General features: G+C 63.3%; 12 protein-coding genes. 8 read left to right on the plus strand and 4 right to left on the minus strand.

The features are described from left to right. From EB230_RS27685 to EB230_RS27710, 6 genes are read left to right on the plus strand one after another with little or no spacing between them, the layout of a single operon-like run. On the plus strand, positions 1-1,308 hold the full coding sequence (locus EB230_RS27685; RefSeq protein ID WP_348646671.1) for an MFS transporter: 1,308 nt from the start codon (positions 1-3) through the stop codon (positions 1,306-1,308). Between the two features lie 10 nt (positions 1,309-1,318). Further along, positions 1,319-2,068 (plus strand): SDR family oxidoreductase, encoded by a 750-nt coding sequence (locus tag EB230_RS27690; RefSeq protein WP_172374313.1) that lies wholly within the window; start codon positions 1,319-1,321, stop codon positions 2,066-2,068. A gap of 30 nt (positions 2,069-2,098) precedes the next feature. After that, complete coding sequence (locus EB230_RS27695) at positions 2,099-3,124, plus strand: NAD(P)-dependent oxidoreductase (protein ID WP_056564915.1); 1,026 nt, start codon at positions 2,099-2,101, stop codon at positions 3,122-3,124. A 12-nt stretch (positions 3,125-3,136) separates the two neighbouring features. Continuing rightward, on the plus strand, positions 3,137-4,072 hold the full coding sequence (locus EB230_RS27700) for an allantoinase PuuE (protein ID WP_172374314.1): 936 nt from the start codon (positions 3,137-3,139) through the stop codon (positions 4,070-4,072). Further along, on the plus strand, positions 4,047-5,429 hold the full coding sequence (locus EB230_RS27705) for a dihydroorotase family protein (RefSeq protein ID WP_244493913.1): 1,383 nt from the start codon (positions 4,047-4,049) through the stop codon (positions 5,427-5,429). The genes EB230_RS27700 and EB230_RS27705 overlap by 26 nt, the downstream gene beginning before the upstream one ends. Before the next feature lie 5 nt (positions 5,430-5,434). Beyond that, positions 5,435-6,208 carry a glucose 1-dehydrogenase gene (locus EB230_RS27710; RefSeq protein ID WP_056564919.1) on the plus strand — a complete coding sequence of 258 codons (774 nt, stop codon included), beginning with the start codon at positions 5,435-5,437 and terminating at the stop codon, positions 6,206-6,208. 40 nt (positions 6,209-6,248) lie between these two features. Here the strand turns inward: EB230_RS27710 and EB230_RS32760 are convergent, their stop codons facing one another. Beyond that, positions 6,249-6,758, minus strand: a complete 510-nt coding sequence (locus EB230_RS32760; RefSeq protein ID WP_244493914.1) for a hypothetical protein — start codon at positions 6,756-6,758, stop codon at positions 6,249-6,251. 342 nt (positions 6,759-7,100) lie between these two features. On the opposite strand from EB230_RS32760, the gene EB230_RS27720 reads away from it, so the two are divergent. Both EB230_RS27720 and EB230_RS27725 read left to right on the plus strand, forming a co-directional pair. Then, positions 7,101-7,649, plus strand: a complete 549-nt coding sequence (locus EB230_RS27720; RefSeq protein WP_056564922.1) for a glutathione peroxidase — start codon at positions 7,101-7,103, stop codon at positions 7,647-7,649. Positions 7,650-7,736: 87 nt separating this feature from the next. Then, on the plus strand, positions 7,737-8,537 hold the full coding sequence (locus EB230_RS27725) for an SDR family oxidoreductase (RefSeq protein ID WP_056564925.1): 801 nt from the start codon (positions 7,737-7,739) through the stop codon (positions 8,535-8,537). 402 nt (positions 8,538-8,939) lie between these two features. Here EB230_RS27725 and EB230_RS27730 read toward each other — a convergent pair whose 3' ends face one another. Genes EB230_RS27730 through EB230_RS27740 form a run of 3 tightly spaced genes read right to left on the minus strand, consistent with a single transcriptional unit; the run spans position 8,940 to position 16,587 of the window. Continuing rightward, entirely contained in the window at positions 8,940-13,742 is a 4,803-nt protein-coding gene (locus tag EB230_RS27730; RefSeq protein ID WP_056564930.1) for a hypothetical protein, read from the minus strand. Next, positions 13,739-14,875 (minus strand): MoxR family ATPase, encoded by a 1,137-nt coding sequence (locus EB230_RS27735; RefSeq protein ID WP_056564934.1) that lies wholly within the window; start codon positions 14,873-14,875, stop codon positions 13,739-13,741. The genes EB230_RS27730 and EB230_RS27735 overlap by 4 nt, the downstream gene beginning before the upstream one ends. A gap of 14 nt (positions 14,876-14,889) precedes the next feature. Then, entirely contained in the window at positions 14,890-16,587 is a 1,698-nt protein-coding gene (locus EB230_RS27740) for a hypothetical protein (RefSeq protein WP_172374315.1), read from the minus strand. Positions 16,588-16,652: the final 65 nt, after the last annotated feature.

Genomic DNA, 16,652 nt, shown 5'->3' on the forward strand with positions numbered 1-16,652 from the left:
TTGACCCTGCTTGCGATCGTCGGCGCCTGTCCTAGCCGGCTGACGGCGGCAGTCATGGGGTCGATCGCTCAATCCGCGATGCGCTTCTGGCGGAATGCCGAGCGCTCCCGCGCCACGATGCCGATCATGGCAAGCATCTGCCTCGCCTGCATCGGCAGCGCCATGCTGACAACCGCGGTCTCGTTCCATCTGGGCAAACCTGGCGTCGACCCCGACGTCGTGCAGATCGTGCTGACCGCCTATCCGGTCGGCTTCCTGATCGGATGCCTGATGACGCGGCCATTGGTCGCCCGCCATGGCCATGAGCGGACCTTCCTGCTGATCCTGACAACCGCGCTGCTGTCGGCCCTGGGCTTCATCTTCACCGACTTCATGCCAAGCTGGTTCTGCTTCCGGCTGCTCGGCGGCATGTCGATGGCCTCGATGTTCGTCGTCTGCGAGAGCTGGATCAATCTCTATGCCGAACAGCACAATCGCGGCGCGATGTTCTCGATCTACATGCTGACGACAGCGATCGCCGTGCTGCTCGGCCAGATCCTGGTCGCGCTGGTCGGTCCACAATCTCCGCATCTGTTCTTGGTGGCGACAGCGACAGTGCTTCTGGCCTTCGCGCCAAAGTTCGCCGGGCTACGCTGGCCGACGCTGCCTTCGGTGCCAGCCGATCCGGCACCCGCGCACGGAGCGAAGGCAGACAGGCGGCTCGGACCGCTGGCGCTTTTCAGGCTGGCGCCGGTGACGGTTGTCGCCATTTTCCAGGCCGGCATCACCAACATGAACATCTTCGTGCTGACACCTCTCTACGGGACGCAGATCGGACTGTCGGCGGTGGCCACGGTCTGGCTGGTGACCACGATTAGCATCGCCGGCATGCTCGCGCAGACCCCGGTCGGCTGGCTGTCTGACCGGTTCGACCGCCGCCTGATGCTGCTCGTGCAAGGGCTGGTGTCGGTGACGACCTGCGCCGCGATCGCATGGGTTGGCGCCCTGTCGGTGCCGCTGCTGTTCGTGCTGTTCTTTCTGTATGGGGCCACGGCACTGACGATCTATCCGGTGGCGATGGCCTTCGGCGCATCGCAGCTTCACAGCCGGCACATGGTCGCCGCGTCCGGCACGCTGCTCCTGCTCTACTCGATCGGCAATGTGGCGACGCCGGGCGTCGCCGCGGGATTGATGGCGCATCTTGGCCCTCCCGCCATGTTCCTGCTGCTCGGTGGCGGCGCTGCCCTGGTCACGCTCGCGGCCTGCTACAATCTTCTGCGACGGCCGCTCACGGCGCCGGTCATGCAAAATGTCGAGGAACGGGCTTGAGGTCACCGCAATGAACCGACTGCAAGGCAGCGTTGTCCTGATCGCGGGCGCCGCTAGCGGCATTGGCGCCGCCATTGCCCGGCGCTGCGTCGCGGAAGGCGCCAGCGTGGTCTGCGCCGACTATGATCTCGCGGCGACGACGCAGCTTGCCGATGCACTTGGTCCTTCGGCTGCCGCCTGCCAATGTGACGTGACCGACATCGGTTCCGCACGGGACGCCGTCGAATTCGCGAGACAAAAATTCGGCCGGCTTGACGGACTGGTGCACAACGCCGCCGCGCCGTCGACGAACGCCACCGTCGTCGATCTTGACGAACAGTCCTGGCGGCGCGAGCTCGATGTCAGCCTGACCGGTGCGTTCCTGATGAGCAAGTACGCGGTGCCGTTGATCGCGGCTGGCGGCGGCGGTTCGGTGGTGTTCATCGGCTCGCAGTTCGGACGGGTCGCGACCACCAAGGCCGTCGCCTACTGTGCCGCCAAGGCGGGACTGATCCATCTCGCCAAGGCGATGGCGGTCGACCATGCGCCGAACAAGGTGCGCGTCAACAGCCTGTCGCCGGGCGCCGTGGCGACGACGCGCCTGCTGCGCAGATTTCCGGACTTCGAGGCGGCCAATGCAAGTCTTGGACCCGCCCATCTGCTCGGCCGCATCGCGGAGCCGGATGAAATCGCCGCGGCGGCGGCCTTCCTTCTGTCATCGGACGCGTCCTTCGTCACCGGATCCGACATGCTGGTGGATGGCGGCTATGCGACGCGCTGACCTTCTTCATTCAACTTCAAAGGAGTTCGCATGACGCTGCTCGTCACCGGAGGCACCGGCTTTGTCATGAGTGTGGTCGCACGCGCATGGCTGGACCGTGACCCGCAAGCCCGTGCCGTGATCCTCGACCGGTCCGGCCTCGACGCGGCGGCCGAGAAGCATTTCGCCCCGGTGCGCGACCGGCTCACGGTAATCGCCGCCGATGTGCTCGACCCGCAGAGCTGGTCCGCGACGCTTGACGAGCAAGGTATCACGGCAATCGTGCATGGCGCGACGATCACGCCGATCTCGCGCGGCAGCGCCTCGGAGGCAAAACGCCAACCAGAGGCCGAGGACCCTGCCCGCATCGTCGACGTCAATCTCATGGGCACCGTGCGGATGCTGGACTGGGCGCGCGCGAGAAAGGGGCTCAAGCGCTTCGTCTATGTCAGCTCCGGATCCGTCTACCGCCACAACGGCCCCGACTGGAGCGGCGAGCCGCTGCCTGAAGACGGCTATGTCGCGCCGCTGACGCTCTACGGCATCTCGAAATTCGCCTCCGAAATGGTGACCAACCGCTATGCCGACCTGTTCGGCCTGTCGGCAGTCTCGGTGCGGCTTGCTTCCGTCTATGGCCCGATGGACCGCGCCACCGAGAGCCGCAACTTTCGCCATGTTCCCAACCGCGTCGCACACATGGCCCTGGCCGGCGAGACGATCAGGCCGAACAGCCTGGAGCCGGTCGGTGACTACGCCGCCTCGACCGACGTTGCCGCCGCGATCCTCGCACTGATCGATGCGCCACGCCTCAATTACCGCCACTACAATATCGGCTCCGGCTCCAGCCAGACCATCGGCGAGATCATCGGCTGGGCAAGGGAACGGGTGCCCGGACTGAAAGTCGAGGTGACATCGGGAGAAGACGCCAACATCGTCCAGGATGTGAGCCTGAAAGGCGGCATGTGGGGGGCGTATGACATCGCCCGCATCCTGCGCGACACCACATGGCGGCCGCGTCCCGGCAAGGAAGCCTTCCACGCTTACATGGACTGGATAGAAGCCAACGAAACGATCTGAGAGGAAATTGTCATGACGCAGAGCGTCGCCTCGCAACCGTCGCAGCCGCGCGACTTCGTCGGCTATGGTCCGCATCCGCCCTTCATGACTTGGCCAGGCGGCGTCAAGCTCGCCATCAACCTCGTGCTCAACTACGAGGAAGGCTCGGAGTATTCCTGGCTCGAAGACGGCCGCAACGATAATTGGGGAGAGTACAATCTCACCGCGAGCCCGCCGGTGCGCGACCTCGGCACCGAGACGCATTTCGAGTACGGCAGCCGGGCCGGCGTGTGGCGCCTGGTGCGTCTGTTTGACCGCCATGATATTCCGATCACCATCTCCGCCTGTGCGGTGGCGCTGGAGAAAAACCCTCCCTTCGTCGAATGGATGAAGACGCGGCGACACGACCTGCTCGGCCACGGCCTGCGCTGGATCGACTACACGACGATGGAACGCAGCGAGGAAAGGCGCCACCTGCATGAAGCCGTGGCCCTCTACGACAAGCTGCTGGGAAGGCGCCCGTTGGGCTGGAACTGCCGCTCGCTGCCCAGCGTCAACACGCGCGATTTGCTCGTCGAGGAAGGTGGCTTCCTCTACCACTCCGACCCCTGCAATGACGATCTGCCCTACTTCGCCGATCACCAAGGCACGCAGATATTGGTCGTTCCCTATTCAAAGACACTCAACGACAGCCGCTATCTGGTGGCGCCCGGCTACAGCAATCCGCGCGACTTCGCCGAGGATTGCCGCTCGGCCATCGATTACATGCTCGACGAGGCTGACGAGACTGGTGGCCGCATGCTGACGATCGGCATCCATGCGCGCTGGATGGGCCAACCCAACCGGGCTTCCGGTCTGCGCGAGGTGATCGAGCACGTGAAACAGAACCCGGCGGCTGCCTTCATGCGGCGCGAAGACATCGCCCGGTTCTGGCTCGCCAACCATGCCGGCTTCGAGCGGCGCGGCTGACAAGGGCAAAGAGAATGGCGGCATGTTCGAAACGCTGATCCGGGGAGCCACCATCGTCAACGCCGAAGGGTTCGAGCGGCGCGATGTAGGCATCACCAACGGAAGGATCGTAGCACTCGTCGCGCCGGGCGAGACGGCTTCGACCGGGACCGTTTTCGATGCCGCCGGTGCTTATCTATTGCCCGGGCTGGTCGACGCGCACGCGCATCTGCGCGAGCCGGGCCTGACGCACAAGGAGGATTTTTCCTCCGGCACGCATGCGGCGGCCCTTGGCGGTGTGACGACGGTGCTCGACATGCCGACCGACGAGCCATGGACGGCCACGGCCGAACAGCTTGCCGACAAGATGGCGATGGCCGAGGCCCGCATCCATGTCGATGTGGGCCTGCAGACCGTCATCAGCCGCAAACTGTCGCGCATACCGGGCTTGCTCGATCTCGCGCCGGTCTCGTTTGAGCTGTTCACCGCCGATGTGCCCGATGACTTCCTCTTCGCGACGCTCGACGCCGTGGCCGAGGCGTTGCGGACTTTCGCCGGCACCGACACTTTGATCGGCATCTCGCCCGGCGATCAATCGATCCTGGCCGGCAGCACGATGCGCGACCGCTCAGGCACCATCGCCGCCTTTCAGGCCAGCCGGCCGCCGCTCGCCGAGGCCAACGGCATCGCCCGAGCGCTTGTCGCCGCCACCTCGGCCGAGACCAGAATTCATGTCCGCCAGATCAATTCCGAACTCGGCGTCGAGACGTGGAGCCGGCTGCGGGGGATCGCAGACGCCAGCGTCGAAACCACGCCGCAGAACCTTTTCTTCAACGCCGGCGACTATGAGATGCAGGGCGCCAATCTCAAGGCTTCGCCACCCCTGCGCTCGCCGCATGATGTGGATGCGCTGCGCGCGGCACTCGGCGCGGGGCTGATTGACATCGTCGCCACCGATCACGCGCCGCACGCGCCAGCCGAGAAGGCGGCGCCCTACGCGGCTTTCGCCGACATTCCGGGCGGCATGCCGGGGCTGCAGACACTGCTGCAGGCGATGCTGAAACTGGTCGATGAAGGCCTGATCGCCTTGCCCGACCTGGTGCGCCTGTGCGCCCGCAATCCGGCCGAGCGCTTCGGGCTTGGCCGGCGCAAGGGGAAGATCGCCAGCGGCTACGACGCCGACATGCTCATCCTCAATCCGCGCCAGTCCAGCACGATCGCCAACGCCGATCAGGTATCGCGAGCGGGCTATACGCCATTCGACGGCTGGACCGTCCAGGCGCGGCTGACAAGCGTCTTCCTGCGCGGTCGCGAGATCGTGCGCGAAGGAAAACTGATCGACCCGAACGTCGGAAACATCGTCACCCGGGAAAGCTGAGAACCATGCCCCTGCTCGCCAACAAGACCGTCATCGTCACCGGAGGCAGTTCCGGCATCGGCCGCGCGATCGCGCTGAAATTCGCGACCGAGGGGGCGAACGTCATCATCGCCGACACGGTGGAGCAACCGATCGAGGGTGGTGAGAGCACCGTGGAGTTGATCCGCTCGGCCGGCGGAGCTGCCGTTTACATCCGGACCGACATCTCCGACTGGAACGCCGTCGACGCGCTGGTCGGTGCGACGGTCCAGCAATTCGGACGGCTCGATGTGATGGTCAACAACGCCGCGATCTATACCAGCACCAACCTGATAGACACCACGCCGGAGCAATGGAACCGCGTCATCGGCGTCAACCTGACCGGCTTCTTCTACTGCTCGAAGCGGGCGGTGATGCAAATGCTCACACAGACGACTGTCGACGGCGTGCGCGGCCGCATCATCAACATCTCCTCGCAGCATGGCATGGTGGCCTGCCCCGGCGACCTTCCCTATTCGGTGAGCAAGGGCGGCATCGTGCAGATGACGCGGCAGATCGCGGTCGACCACGCCGACGATCTGATCGTCTGCAATGCCATCGCGCCCGGCAAGATCATCACCGGCAAGCCTGGTGTGGCCAACGACCCCGACGCGCTCGACTATTCGCTCCGTCGTACGCCTTGGCCAAGGCTTGGAACCCCGAACGATGTGGCGGGAGCGGCGCTGTTCCTTGCCAGCGACATGGCAAGCTACGTCACCGGCATCAACCTGATGGTTGATGGCGGCTGGATGGCCGGCTGACGGATGCAGGCCGGCCGCAAGGCGACCGGTTGGGTTTTGATCATTGCCTGATGAACGGGCCCCTATAGGTCTGGCCAGCGAGCGCATAGGTTCCGGCCAGGGTCCCGTCAGGCATCATCGTCAGACTGATGTCCGCGCCATTCGGCAGGCGCCCGAGCTTCAATGTGCTCCCGACAATTCTTCCTTCACCGGCGGCCTCGCCCGGATTGTTGTCGCCCAGATTGCCCCAGGCAAAAGTGACCGTCACCTTGCCGTTTGCTGAAATCGTCTGCACGGCGACTTTGGCCTCATACGCGCCCTCCAATCGCCCGGCCCACATGCCCGAAAAAGCGGCGTACTTTGTTGGAACGCCCTTCGCAGGAGGAGTGATCGTGACGGATGGATCCATGATCGCCGAACCCGCTGAGGCCGCGGCGATACTCGAGACAGGCTGAGCAGGAGTGCCAACAGGATCCGGCGCAGGTTCCGGAGCGGCGGGTTGCGGCCCCGCGGGAGCCGACTGGCACGCGACGAGAGCAAGTGCCATGAAGCCCAGCATCGTGTTCCGCATCGAATTCTCCACATCGTTTCGCGGACTGGCGCCGGGCCGCGGACCCGCCGAATTGCACGTCATTCTATGCTACTGCCGTATCCAAAGCGTATAGCGCTTTACATCAAAGACGCCGTCAACAACCTAGCTTCTGATTTGGCTGATCCCTTCCAATTTTAAGGTGTGAAGCTCACCACGACCTTTGCCATAAGACCGCTATGGCAGAGCATCAGCCACGGCGTGAGGGTGGCGAAAACGTGATCTTGCAAACCCGGCAATCTCAGCTCTGGAGAACAGCTTTCCTTGACGGGAACCAGAAAGCCACCAATGTACCGGGCGATCTCACCTGCAGGGTATTTGCTTATGACAGCCTCGATCCACGACATTCCGTTCAGCCGCGCCGACGGCTCAACCACAAGCCTGGGCGAATATGCCAACAAAGTCTTGCTGATCGTCAACGTCGCCTCCAAATGCGGCTTCACCAAGCAGTATGACGGACTGGAGGCACTCTATCGCTCGTATCGCGACCAGGGTTTTGTGGTGCTCGGCTTTCCGGCCAATGACTTCGCCGGACAGGAACCGGGAACAGATGCCGAAATCCAGGAATTCTGCCGGTTGACCTATGGGGTCGAGTTCCCGGTGTTCGCCAAGATCGAGGTGACGGGACCGCGAAAGCATCCGCTCTATCAAGCCTTGATCGAGGCGCGGCCAAAGGCTGTCTTCAAGCCGGACAGCACGCTGGTGACCCGGCTGGCCGGGAGGGGTGCCGCGCCCGCGGCCGGCGAAGTGAGTTGGAATTTCGAGAAGTTTCTGGTCGACCGCAAGGGGGTCGTTGTCGCCCGGTTCGGTTCCGACACGGAGCCGCAGGACGAGGCGATCGTCGGCGCGGTCCGCAAGCTCCTGGCGGTTTAGGCAAGAGGCGAAGCTCCCAACACAGGTAAATTCGCGGCAATATCCAGCCTTCGCGGAGAAGCCGCCCGCATAGCCGAGGACCAAGCCATGGATCTGCAACTAAACGGCAAACGCGCCCTGATCACAGGCGGCAGCAAAGGAATTGGCCGCGCCATCGCCCGGCAATTGGCCCTGGAAGGCGTGGATCTTGTCATCGCCGCCCGCAACGCTGCCGATCTGGACATCGCCGAGCGCGAACTGGCTGCGGAAACCGGGCGCAAGATCGTCGGACTAGGCGTCGACACACAGGACGACAGTTCGGTCAAAGCGCTAGTGGCAGGAACGATCGCGGCGCTCGGCGGCCTCGACATCCTGGTCAACGCCGCGGCCAAGCCGGGCGGGCAGACACCACCGCCCAAGCTGGCCGAGATCACCGACGACCTGTTCTGGGATGACGTGGACGTCAAGGTGATGGGCTATCTGCGTACGGCGCGTGAGGCCGCTCCCCATATGGCCGCCGCCGGCTGGGGCCGGATCATCAACGTAAGCGGGCTCGCTGCCCGGCAGACAGGCTCGATCATTGGCTCGATCCGCAATGTTGCCGTCTCTGCCCTGACCAAGAATCTCGCCGACGAATTGGGCCCGAAGGGGATCAACGTGACGGTGGTCCATCCTGGCCTGACGCGCACGGAAAAGACCGCTCCCCTGGTCGCCGCCCGCGCGGCTTCGGCAAGCGTTTCGCCCGAGGAAATCGAACGGCGACTTGCCGCCAATGTCGCGATCGGCCGCCTGGTCGATATGGCCGAAGTCGCTGATGTCGTCACATTCCTCGCCTCGCCGCGAAGCGTCGCCATCAACGGCGATGCGATCGCCTGCGGCGGCGGGACCATCGGGCCGATACACTACTAGAGCAATTCCAGGAAAGGCGTGAAACGGTTTTCCCGGGAAAAGCGCGTAGCGCTTTCCCTAGGGAATTGCGTCAAAACAAGGAGGTGGTCTGTAGGATCTGACCCTACTTTGCTTTTTGGCCGCCGGGCGTCGGGGGTGGGGCCGGCGATGGCTGTTGCGCTGAGTCCGAACCGACTGCGCCATCGATCGGAGGCGGGACAATGTCGTTGGCGGAATTCGCGGGCAGCCGGGGTGAAGCTTGCCATGCCACGCCAAGGCCAAAGCAAAGAAGCACCAGAGCAAGCGCCCCCATAGCGGTTGTAATTCCCCAAGGACCGAGCAGGGCCAGCAGGAAGGCCAGGAGATTTGGAAATGAAGTTGCCGGCAGGCCATCCCGATCGGGGTCCGGTGTTGTCAGCTCAGTCATTGGCGCACCGCTTCTTCCCTGGTGGTGTTCGCGGGATTCGAGACAGCCTCATTGTCTGAACCGAAGACAGCTTCCCGGCCGGCGACTTCCTCTCGCACGCTTCCGAAAATGGCTTCGCTCAAGCGGCGGGGCGCGCCCGACAACGACCACCTGCTTTCCTCGCGGCGGGCAAGCATCATATCCGACGCGGTTTGACCGAACCGGATAAAGGCCGCGGCAAGCGCCATGGCGGGGATCGAGGCCACCAGATCGGCGAGAGGCGACGTCAGAGCCTCCGGCTGGGTCACGAAAACGACTCCGGTCCATGAGCCGCTGCTTGCCAGCGCCGCATAGAACGGCGCCAGTGCAGTGACGGCGGCCATGATCGAGCCAACGACAAGAAGAAGAAACCGCATCCGCTCCCCAGGAGGGCTCAACAGGCCGATCGTCAGGGATAGTATGGCTACGGTTGCTCCCGTGGGCTTGTACAGAACCCCTGTCGGCAGTTGAATGAACGTGCCCACGGACACCCCGCCATTGCCGAAGCTCAGGACGATTGCCGCCGCGATCATCGCGCCGAGAAGGATCGCACCTGCGGCCAGCGGCGCGCGCCGCAACCTCCTGGCCATCGGCACGGCAAAGTAGGCGAGCACCAGATCGAGCGCCTCGCCAGGGGATAATCCAAGGCCGAGATCGATGCTGGTGTCAGCCAAAGCATGGCTGAGCTTGCCGACAGGAAAGCCAGCGAGAGCGACGTGCAGACCAAGGGCGACGAGCACGGGCCAGCGGGGCAATCGCATGGCGCCGATCAACACGAGGACAGCCACTCTCACCAGGTCCGGATCGATCCTCACTGTCAAGCCGCTGGTCTCGGATCCGCTGGTCAAAGCCGGTGACAGCAGCAGCACCAAAGAGAAGATAAGCGCGAAGATGACAAAGGAATTGGCGGGCTGGCCGCCAAAACCTCCACCGAAGCGCAGCAGGCGCTGCGCCAGAGCGGGCTCGCGCGCGAGGCGCAGCAGCAGGAATACGAGAGGAACCATCCAAACCCCGCCGGGCGTCGACATTGGCGGGATGGTCACGGCCAGCAGGAAGGGCAACAATCCGAGGAAGATCGCCCGATCCGCAACGGGCCCATTGCGCAGGCCAAGGCCGAATGCCGCCGGCAAGGCGAGATAGGCCAGCCAGGACCATGTCGAGCCGCCGAGCCAGAACAGGACCTGCAGCATCCAGGTAAGCGCCGCTGTCGTCGAATCGATCGCGCCGAAGCCTTGCGCGCCAAGCTTGCTGAGTGCCCCGATGTTCATCAGGTCAGCGGTCGAGAGCCAGTTGTGCAGGGACGGCGGCAGGACAGCGACGGCCCACAGGGCAAGCACCACCAACCATCGCGCAACGGCCGGTTGCTGCTGTCTCTGCGCCAAGGCCGCGACAGGTGCCTTCGCTACCGGATAGATCTTCATCGCAAGACGGCAGAGTACGTAGCTGGCCAGGAGGAGCGAAATCACGGCGGCGGCCTGTGCCGGCAGTTGCGGGTCAACCTTCGACGCCAAGCCCGGCAACCGCATCGGCTGCGTGGTGGACACTATGCCAGTTCGCAACAGCAGGAGAGCAACGACAGCATTGGCGACAAAGGCAACGACGGTGCCGCCTAGAACAGCCTTGAGGAACAGGCTGATCCAGGCGGACCCAAATCGGCCGGCTGCACCGAGTGTCAGGAACCTCAAGGCATATATCGCCAGACGCAGCCCGATACGCCGGTTCCTCAAAACGAGGTACCAACAGAGCACGATGGCGCTCGCCAGGAGACCCAGGATCGACAAGGCCGCCGTCGAGGCAAACGTTCGGTAATACAGCAGTGAAACGAAGGCCGCCGACGTGGTGGACACGAAGACGAAGAGGATGCGTTTCAGATTTACGGAATCATTGCCAGCAAAGGAAGCGGCTCCGATCAAAGGAAGGCAAATTGCTATATATAATGGAAGCTTATAGTACTCATAATATACGTCATTATATTTATATATTACTGAATTTGCAATGTCGGTAAAGAGGAAAAATATCGTTATCTGCCAGAACAGGATGAATACACCAAACGTCACCCTTGATTTTGAGACATTGGATCCTGCCGAAAAGGCAAACAAGAACGACATGATAGCCGCAGGGATAAAAGCGGCAAGTTCGTCGACAAAATTGTTCAGGGATATGGGAAGGAGGGCGAAGAGCGAAGAGATGGCTATCGAAAACCTGATGGAGATCGAATTTGCCTTACCCGTCTCGGGAAACTCCACCTCCGCCGGCGATTTGAAAATGAGCCTCGGCAAAAGTGCCGCCACACCCAGAAATGATCCATAGAAAATTGCGTATTGAATTATGTCGAATGCGTCTCCACCGGACCTTATCGACGAAACCGCTGCGTACTGAATGGTGTGACACGCCATCTCAACCAACAATACGCAGACATAAAATCCGTATGCATATGTGGTTGTCGGATAATTTCTTATACGAAAAATGTCCCTGAACGACAGACCGATCCCTACTGCCAGGATCGGCAGGCAGGCGAGCAGCATGTACACCTGGGTGGTAGGCTGGTCGCGATTGAGATCGAACCTCACCGCCGCCCATGAATATGCTGCTCTCAGGCCCCAGGGCGCGAATGCGGCCGCAACGAGCGCGGCAATGCCGAAACCCAACAGCGAAAGGCGCATTGCCGGCGTAAGCCGGTCCGGCGCGGGGATGTGCACGGCGAGATCCGCGTCCGCCACCTCGCCGCTCTCGACGAAGGTCAGGAACAATCGTTCTTCGACCAGCGCCCGAGAAGCAGGGTCGGCGCCTTTTCGCAGCTCGCGCATCTGCGACAGCAATTTCTCGGCAGTCGTCGATGGGCGATAGACCTGGGTCCCGAATGCCGCCGACGACCTCACCAGACACAGATTGGCAAACACGGTGAGGTCGGTGCGGAGTTTCTTCCAGAGATCCTGCCTGGCAAGCCGTTCGGTCTGGCGCTGGAAGCACCTGGCGAGGTCGGAGCGGAACCAGTCCGGCATGCGTCCCACCCGGAACCAGGGCAGCCGGGCAAGTCGTGCGAGCCGGGCAGCGCTCGGCGCCTGCCCGGTTGCCTGCCGCCACAGCGCCGGCGTGAAATTGGGATCCAGCCTGGGAAACAAGGCCAGTGCCGCCAGCCCGGCTCCCGCCCGCAACGCGAAATCGTCCTGCTGGTAGGGGTCGTCAGGCAGTTCGCCTTCCTCCAGCTCGCCTATGCGGGCGCAGGCATAGGCGGTGACGCGCCGCGCCAGCCGGTCGCGGAAGGCATCGTCGACGGGCGGTATGTCGCTCGCGAAGTCGGCACGATCAAGTTCCAGCAGCAGCGGATCATAACCGGGAGTGGCCTGCGCCATCACGCCACGATCGACGGCCTGCGATCGCCTGCTTGTGACAATAGCTTCGACCGCGCTTTCCAGGCCGGCGTTCGAGTCCTCCGCAAGGCCCAGGCTGATGACGGCGAAGCCGGCCTCCTGCAAGGCCCGCTCTGCCGGCCCCCAACGATCGGGCGGAGACGGCGTCATCAGGATCGGGGGCTCGCGAAAGGCCGGAAGGGCGCGCGGCAGCTGCCGTAATTGTCGGTCGGCGTCACGGTAGTCGACCCATGGCAGTTCTTCGGGCTCGCCGAAGAAGGGTTTGCCGCGCCGCAGCTTGTTCTGTTCATAGGGCTCGAAAAAACCGCGCCCCGTGCCGACGATGACGACCCGAGCTCCCGGGTGGCGGCGCGAGAGGGCGGCGAGCGAAACCACCGGTTGGCCGCCAAAACGGCGCCCGACGGCTTCAAGCACGTCGGGAAAGACCCGGAATTCGTAGCGCAGCAGATCAGCGCCACCATCGCGCAACCGTTTAGCCAACGCGTCGGCAAGAGCCGCCAGATGGTCGTCATTGCCGAGGCGTTCGATCAGCATGAGGCAATCGGGAGCACGCGGTTCCACGCCCGTTTCCAGAGTCGGGTAGCCGGCGGCCTCGATCGACGCCGCGACGCTGCGGCGTATATCGATGCGGTGGCCGGCAACGCGAACCGGCCGGCGCAGCAGACGGCCAGCCCGCCGCACCACCGCAGTGGGAAACAAAATCTCGCTGGCTTCCGGCGACATCGTCGAGGCGACGGTGCCGTCTTTCCTGTCACGAGCAAGGCGCTCGTCGCGCCGCTTGCCGGCATAACCCCACCAGAGCGCGGCAAGGCACAGCACCGCAAGAATGGCAAACAGACGATGCAGGAGGTCCTGCATGAAGAGCTCCGCCAGCCACGGCCAGAAGGTGGCGGATGGCTGCGGCGAAGGCGGCGGATGGACAGAGGGCGACTTCGGCGTGATTTCAACCGCCGCATGCGGCACCTCGAAAACAACATAGCCCACGGCGAGCACCAGGATGGCGATCAGCGCCGCGACAAGCAAACTGCGATAGCGAAGCTTGTAGAGCCGTTCATGCCACGGCACGGGCAAGGCCTGCTTTTCTTGATCGCATATGGGCGGGCCCGATTGCTGCCGATTCCAGAAAGTCGCTATGGCGGCACGCCCAGCCAGTTGCGCTTCGCCGTTGACCGTGAGCAGAGGCATCATCACATCGGCGGCTTCGGTCGCCGATGCGAACCGCACGTCGCGGCCCGCAAGAACCGCCAATGCAACGCCCAGCCTCGTCACCCGGTCGACGCCAAGCGCAACGCCGGCAATACCGGCCAGTTCCGACAGCAGGTGCTCGATGTCACCGCGACCGCCAAGCTCGTCCCAACACCCCTGAAGCGGGTGGGATTGCGGCGTGCTCGGTTCGCGCGGGCCGGTCATCGTGTTTGCGATAGGGACGGGAATACGCCGAGCGCCTTGCCGAGATCGTCAGCCGTCTTCACCAGGACGCCAAGCAGGGCCTTGATCAGATCGACCGAGGGTGTCTTGACGTTGCTGTCCATGGCCGCCAGGAATTCGGCGGCGCTGATCGGCGAGACATGGACCGCACGCGCAAGCGCGATGTATTCGGCGGTACCTGGAGGCCGTGACGAGCCCTTGATCCGGTTGGCCACCTGGTCGCCGACGGCGAAGGCCGCATTGGCCAAGTCATTGGCCTTGCCGTCGTCGAGCTTGTCGATGGTCCTCAGATGCTCGGAAACGATCCGCTTCAGCTGCGCCTCGTCAGGCATGGCGATTTCATGAAACACGCAACGCCGCAGAAAAGCGTCCGGCAAGTTGTTTTCCGCATTCGTGGTGGCAACGATCACCGGCCGCGAGCGACGACGCTCGGTGTCGTCCCCGGCGGCATCCTTGGCGCCGATCTTCAGGCCGAGCTCATCGACGGTAAAGCGCATCGCCTCGAAACTCTCGAGCAGATCGTTGGGCGTATCGCGCGGAGCCTTGTCGATCTCGTCGATCAGCACGACGCTGGGCCTGGGTCTGTCCGGTGGACATTCCGCCGGCTCAAAAAGGTCGCGCAGCAGCAGCGGCCCCGGCTCCCGTGCCACGTCGCCGACGATTGCCGCAATGCGCGATGGCTCGGTGACCGGCTGATCCGTGGCCGCGTCCAACACCAGCGCGCTGCCGCCGCAGGCGGTCACGATAGCGCGCCCAAGCGCCTCGAAACGCAACAGGCGTCGCAGCGGCAAATCCTTGTCGTGAAAACGGGTCAAAAGGTCGAACTTGTAGAGGAGGTCGCGGCCCGTGGTTTGCGTGGTGACGGTGACGCGGATCGGCTCCTGGCCCTCTCCGAACAGGCTGGACGCGATATGATAGGCCGCCCCGGTCTTGCCGACACCCGGCAGGCCACTCAACAGCAAGGGCTGTCCAAGCAGGACCGCGAGCGCTGCCGCTGTCGTCAGGCTGTCGTCGGGCAGATATGGCCGCTTCTTGGCGCCGGCGGCGCGGCCGCCGAAAGAAGCGCCGTCGAGCCTGTTCTTGAGAAGATCACCGTTAAGATCGAGACCGATCATGCTTGTCTCCTGTTCTATTTCAGCGCGTTGAGACGTTTCCAGATAGTGTTGAAGCGCAACGTGCCACCCGTGAATGGCGGCTCCATCGCGTTGCCGAGCGTGCCGGAAAAGTCGGCGGTGCGGAATTGCTGCTCACACCAGGAGCCGAAGTCGGAAAACGAAATCTCGTCGAGGGGCTGACTGCACACTTCGCAATGCATGCCTTCGGGGGATCCACATTCGTCCTGGAAAAGGGCGATGGCGCGCTGGGTCAGATCCTTGGCCTGTTTGAAGGCCTGGTGAGCCTCGCACGACGACGACACCTGGATCCGCAAAACCGTGACAAGAGGGTTTGCCCGCTGGTATGAAATGCCGCCCTGTGGGATCAATTCCTGCTTTGCCCAGCCGGCGATTTCCAGCATCAGCTGCCGCAGCATCGCGACCGCGCCTTCCAGCCGCTCGCCCGTATCCTCATCGAAAATCCGAGACTCATCGACGTCGAAAAGCAGCAGGCGCGGCCCGGCGCCGCTTGCCAGCCTGTCGGCGATGGTCGGCTGGGCCGGACTCTCGCCGGGTGCCCGCGCCCCGATCTGCCTGGCGAGGGTGGCGAACAGCCGCGCGCAGTCCGCCGCACCATTCATGCTCTGAATGGTCACCAACGGTGGGTTCAAGGCAAAGGAGCTGTCGAATAGCGGCTTGTCGCTGTTTGTGCTCACCTCTTGCAGCCGTCTGCATAGAGCGTCCGGACCGTCCCAACTCGTGGTGACAAAGACATAAAAGTAACTGCGTGGGCGTTTGATTCGAAATCCGTCGAGGTAAATCTCTACCGGCTCGATGCGGTCGAGCCGATGAATGACGTCCAGCGCACGCTGCCGGGAGTCCGCCTCGACAAATGCCATGGCCGCCGGGACGAAGGACCAGAAGTCAGCGTCGGACTGGTTGCCATTGGGCTTCGGAACCGGCGCGACGGACAACAGGCTGGTTGCGCCATCATTCGACAACAGGCGGTTGAGCACGCCATAGATCTCGACGTATTCCCCGGCCTCTTGCACACGATAAACAGACGCGCCGGATATGCCCACCAAGGGGTTCGGTTGCTCGGGCGTCGGCGGCCAGATCTGGGTGGTGTAGAGAAAGATAAGATAGCCCTCGGGCGGATCCGCGAGAGGGACAGCGCCGCCGATAGGCAGCGGCAGCGGAATGTTTTCCCGGCCGATGGCCTTTTGCACCGTCTTCAGGGCTATTTCTCCAGCGAGGGGATAGCCCATGAAATCCACCGCCGGCGGCCGATGCCCGCTGATGCCGAGACGTATCCGCCTTGTGGCTTCCTCGAGGTGATAACGCCTGATCAAATCCTGCGCGGCGAGCACCCAGTCGTCGGGAAGATAGCCTTCATCCCCTTCGTTCAGGCCTTCATTGTCGAGCGCCAGGAGCGCGATGTCGCAGAAATCTTTCGACGCCGCGGCGCCGGAAGGCGGCCATACCAGCCGAGCCGGATAAAACTTCACAATGGTCCCGGGCGCCACGCTGGATGCAATCTCGAACCGTACGGAAAGCTTCAGCAAATGATGCGCCGGGACAACACGATCTCCCCCGAAAGGACAGACCACGTGGAGCGCGGTCATGACCAGGCGCGGCGTGATCAACAGGCCAGTTCCCGTTTCTTCGCCCCCCCCGGCAATCCGGCGCCGGACGAACATGGTCAGGTCGGCTATGGGATTACTTTTTGCCACCGCGAACCGCCCCGATGCAGCCTATTTATCGTGAAAACACTTTCGGCCATGAGAATACCCTTCCT

This window comes from Mesorhizobium sp. NZP2234 (genome assembly GCF_013170765.1).
GTDB lineage: Bacteria > Pseudomonadota > Alphaproteobacteria > Rhizobiales > Rhizobiaceae > Mesorhizobium > Mesorhizobium loti_D.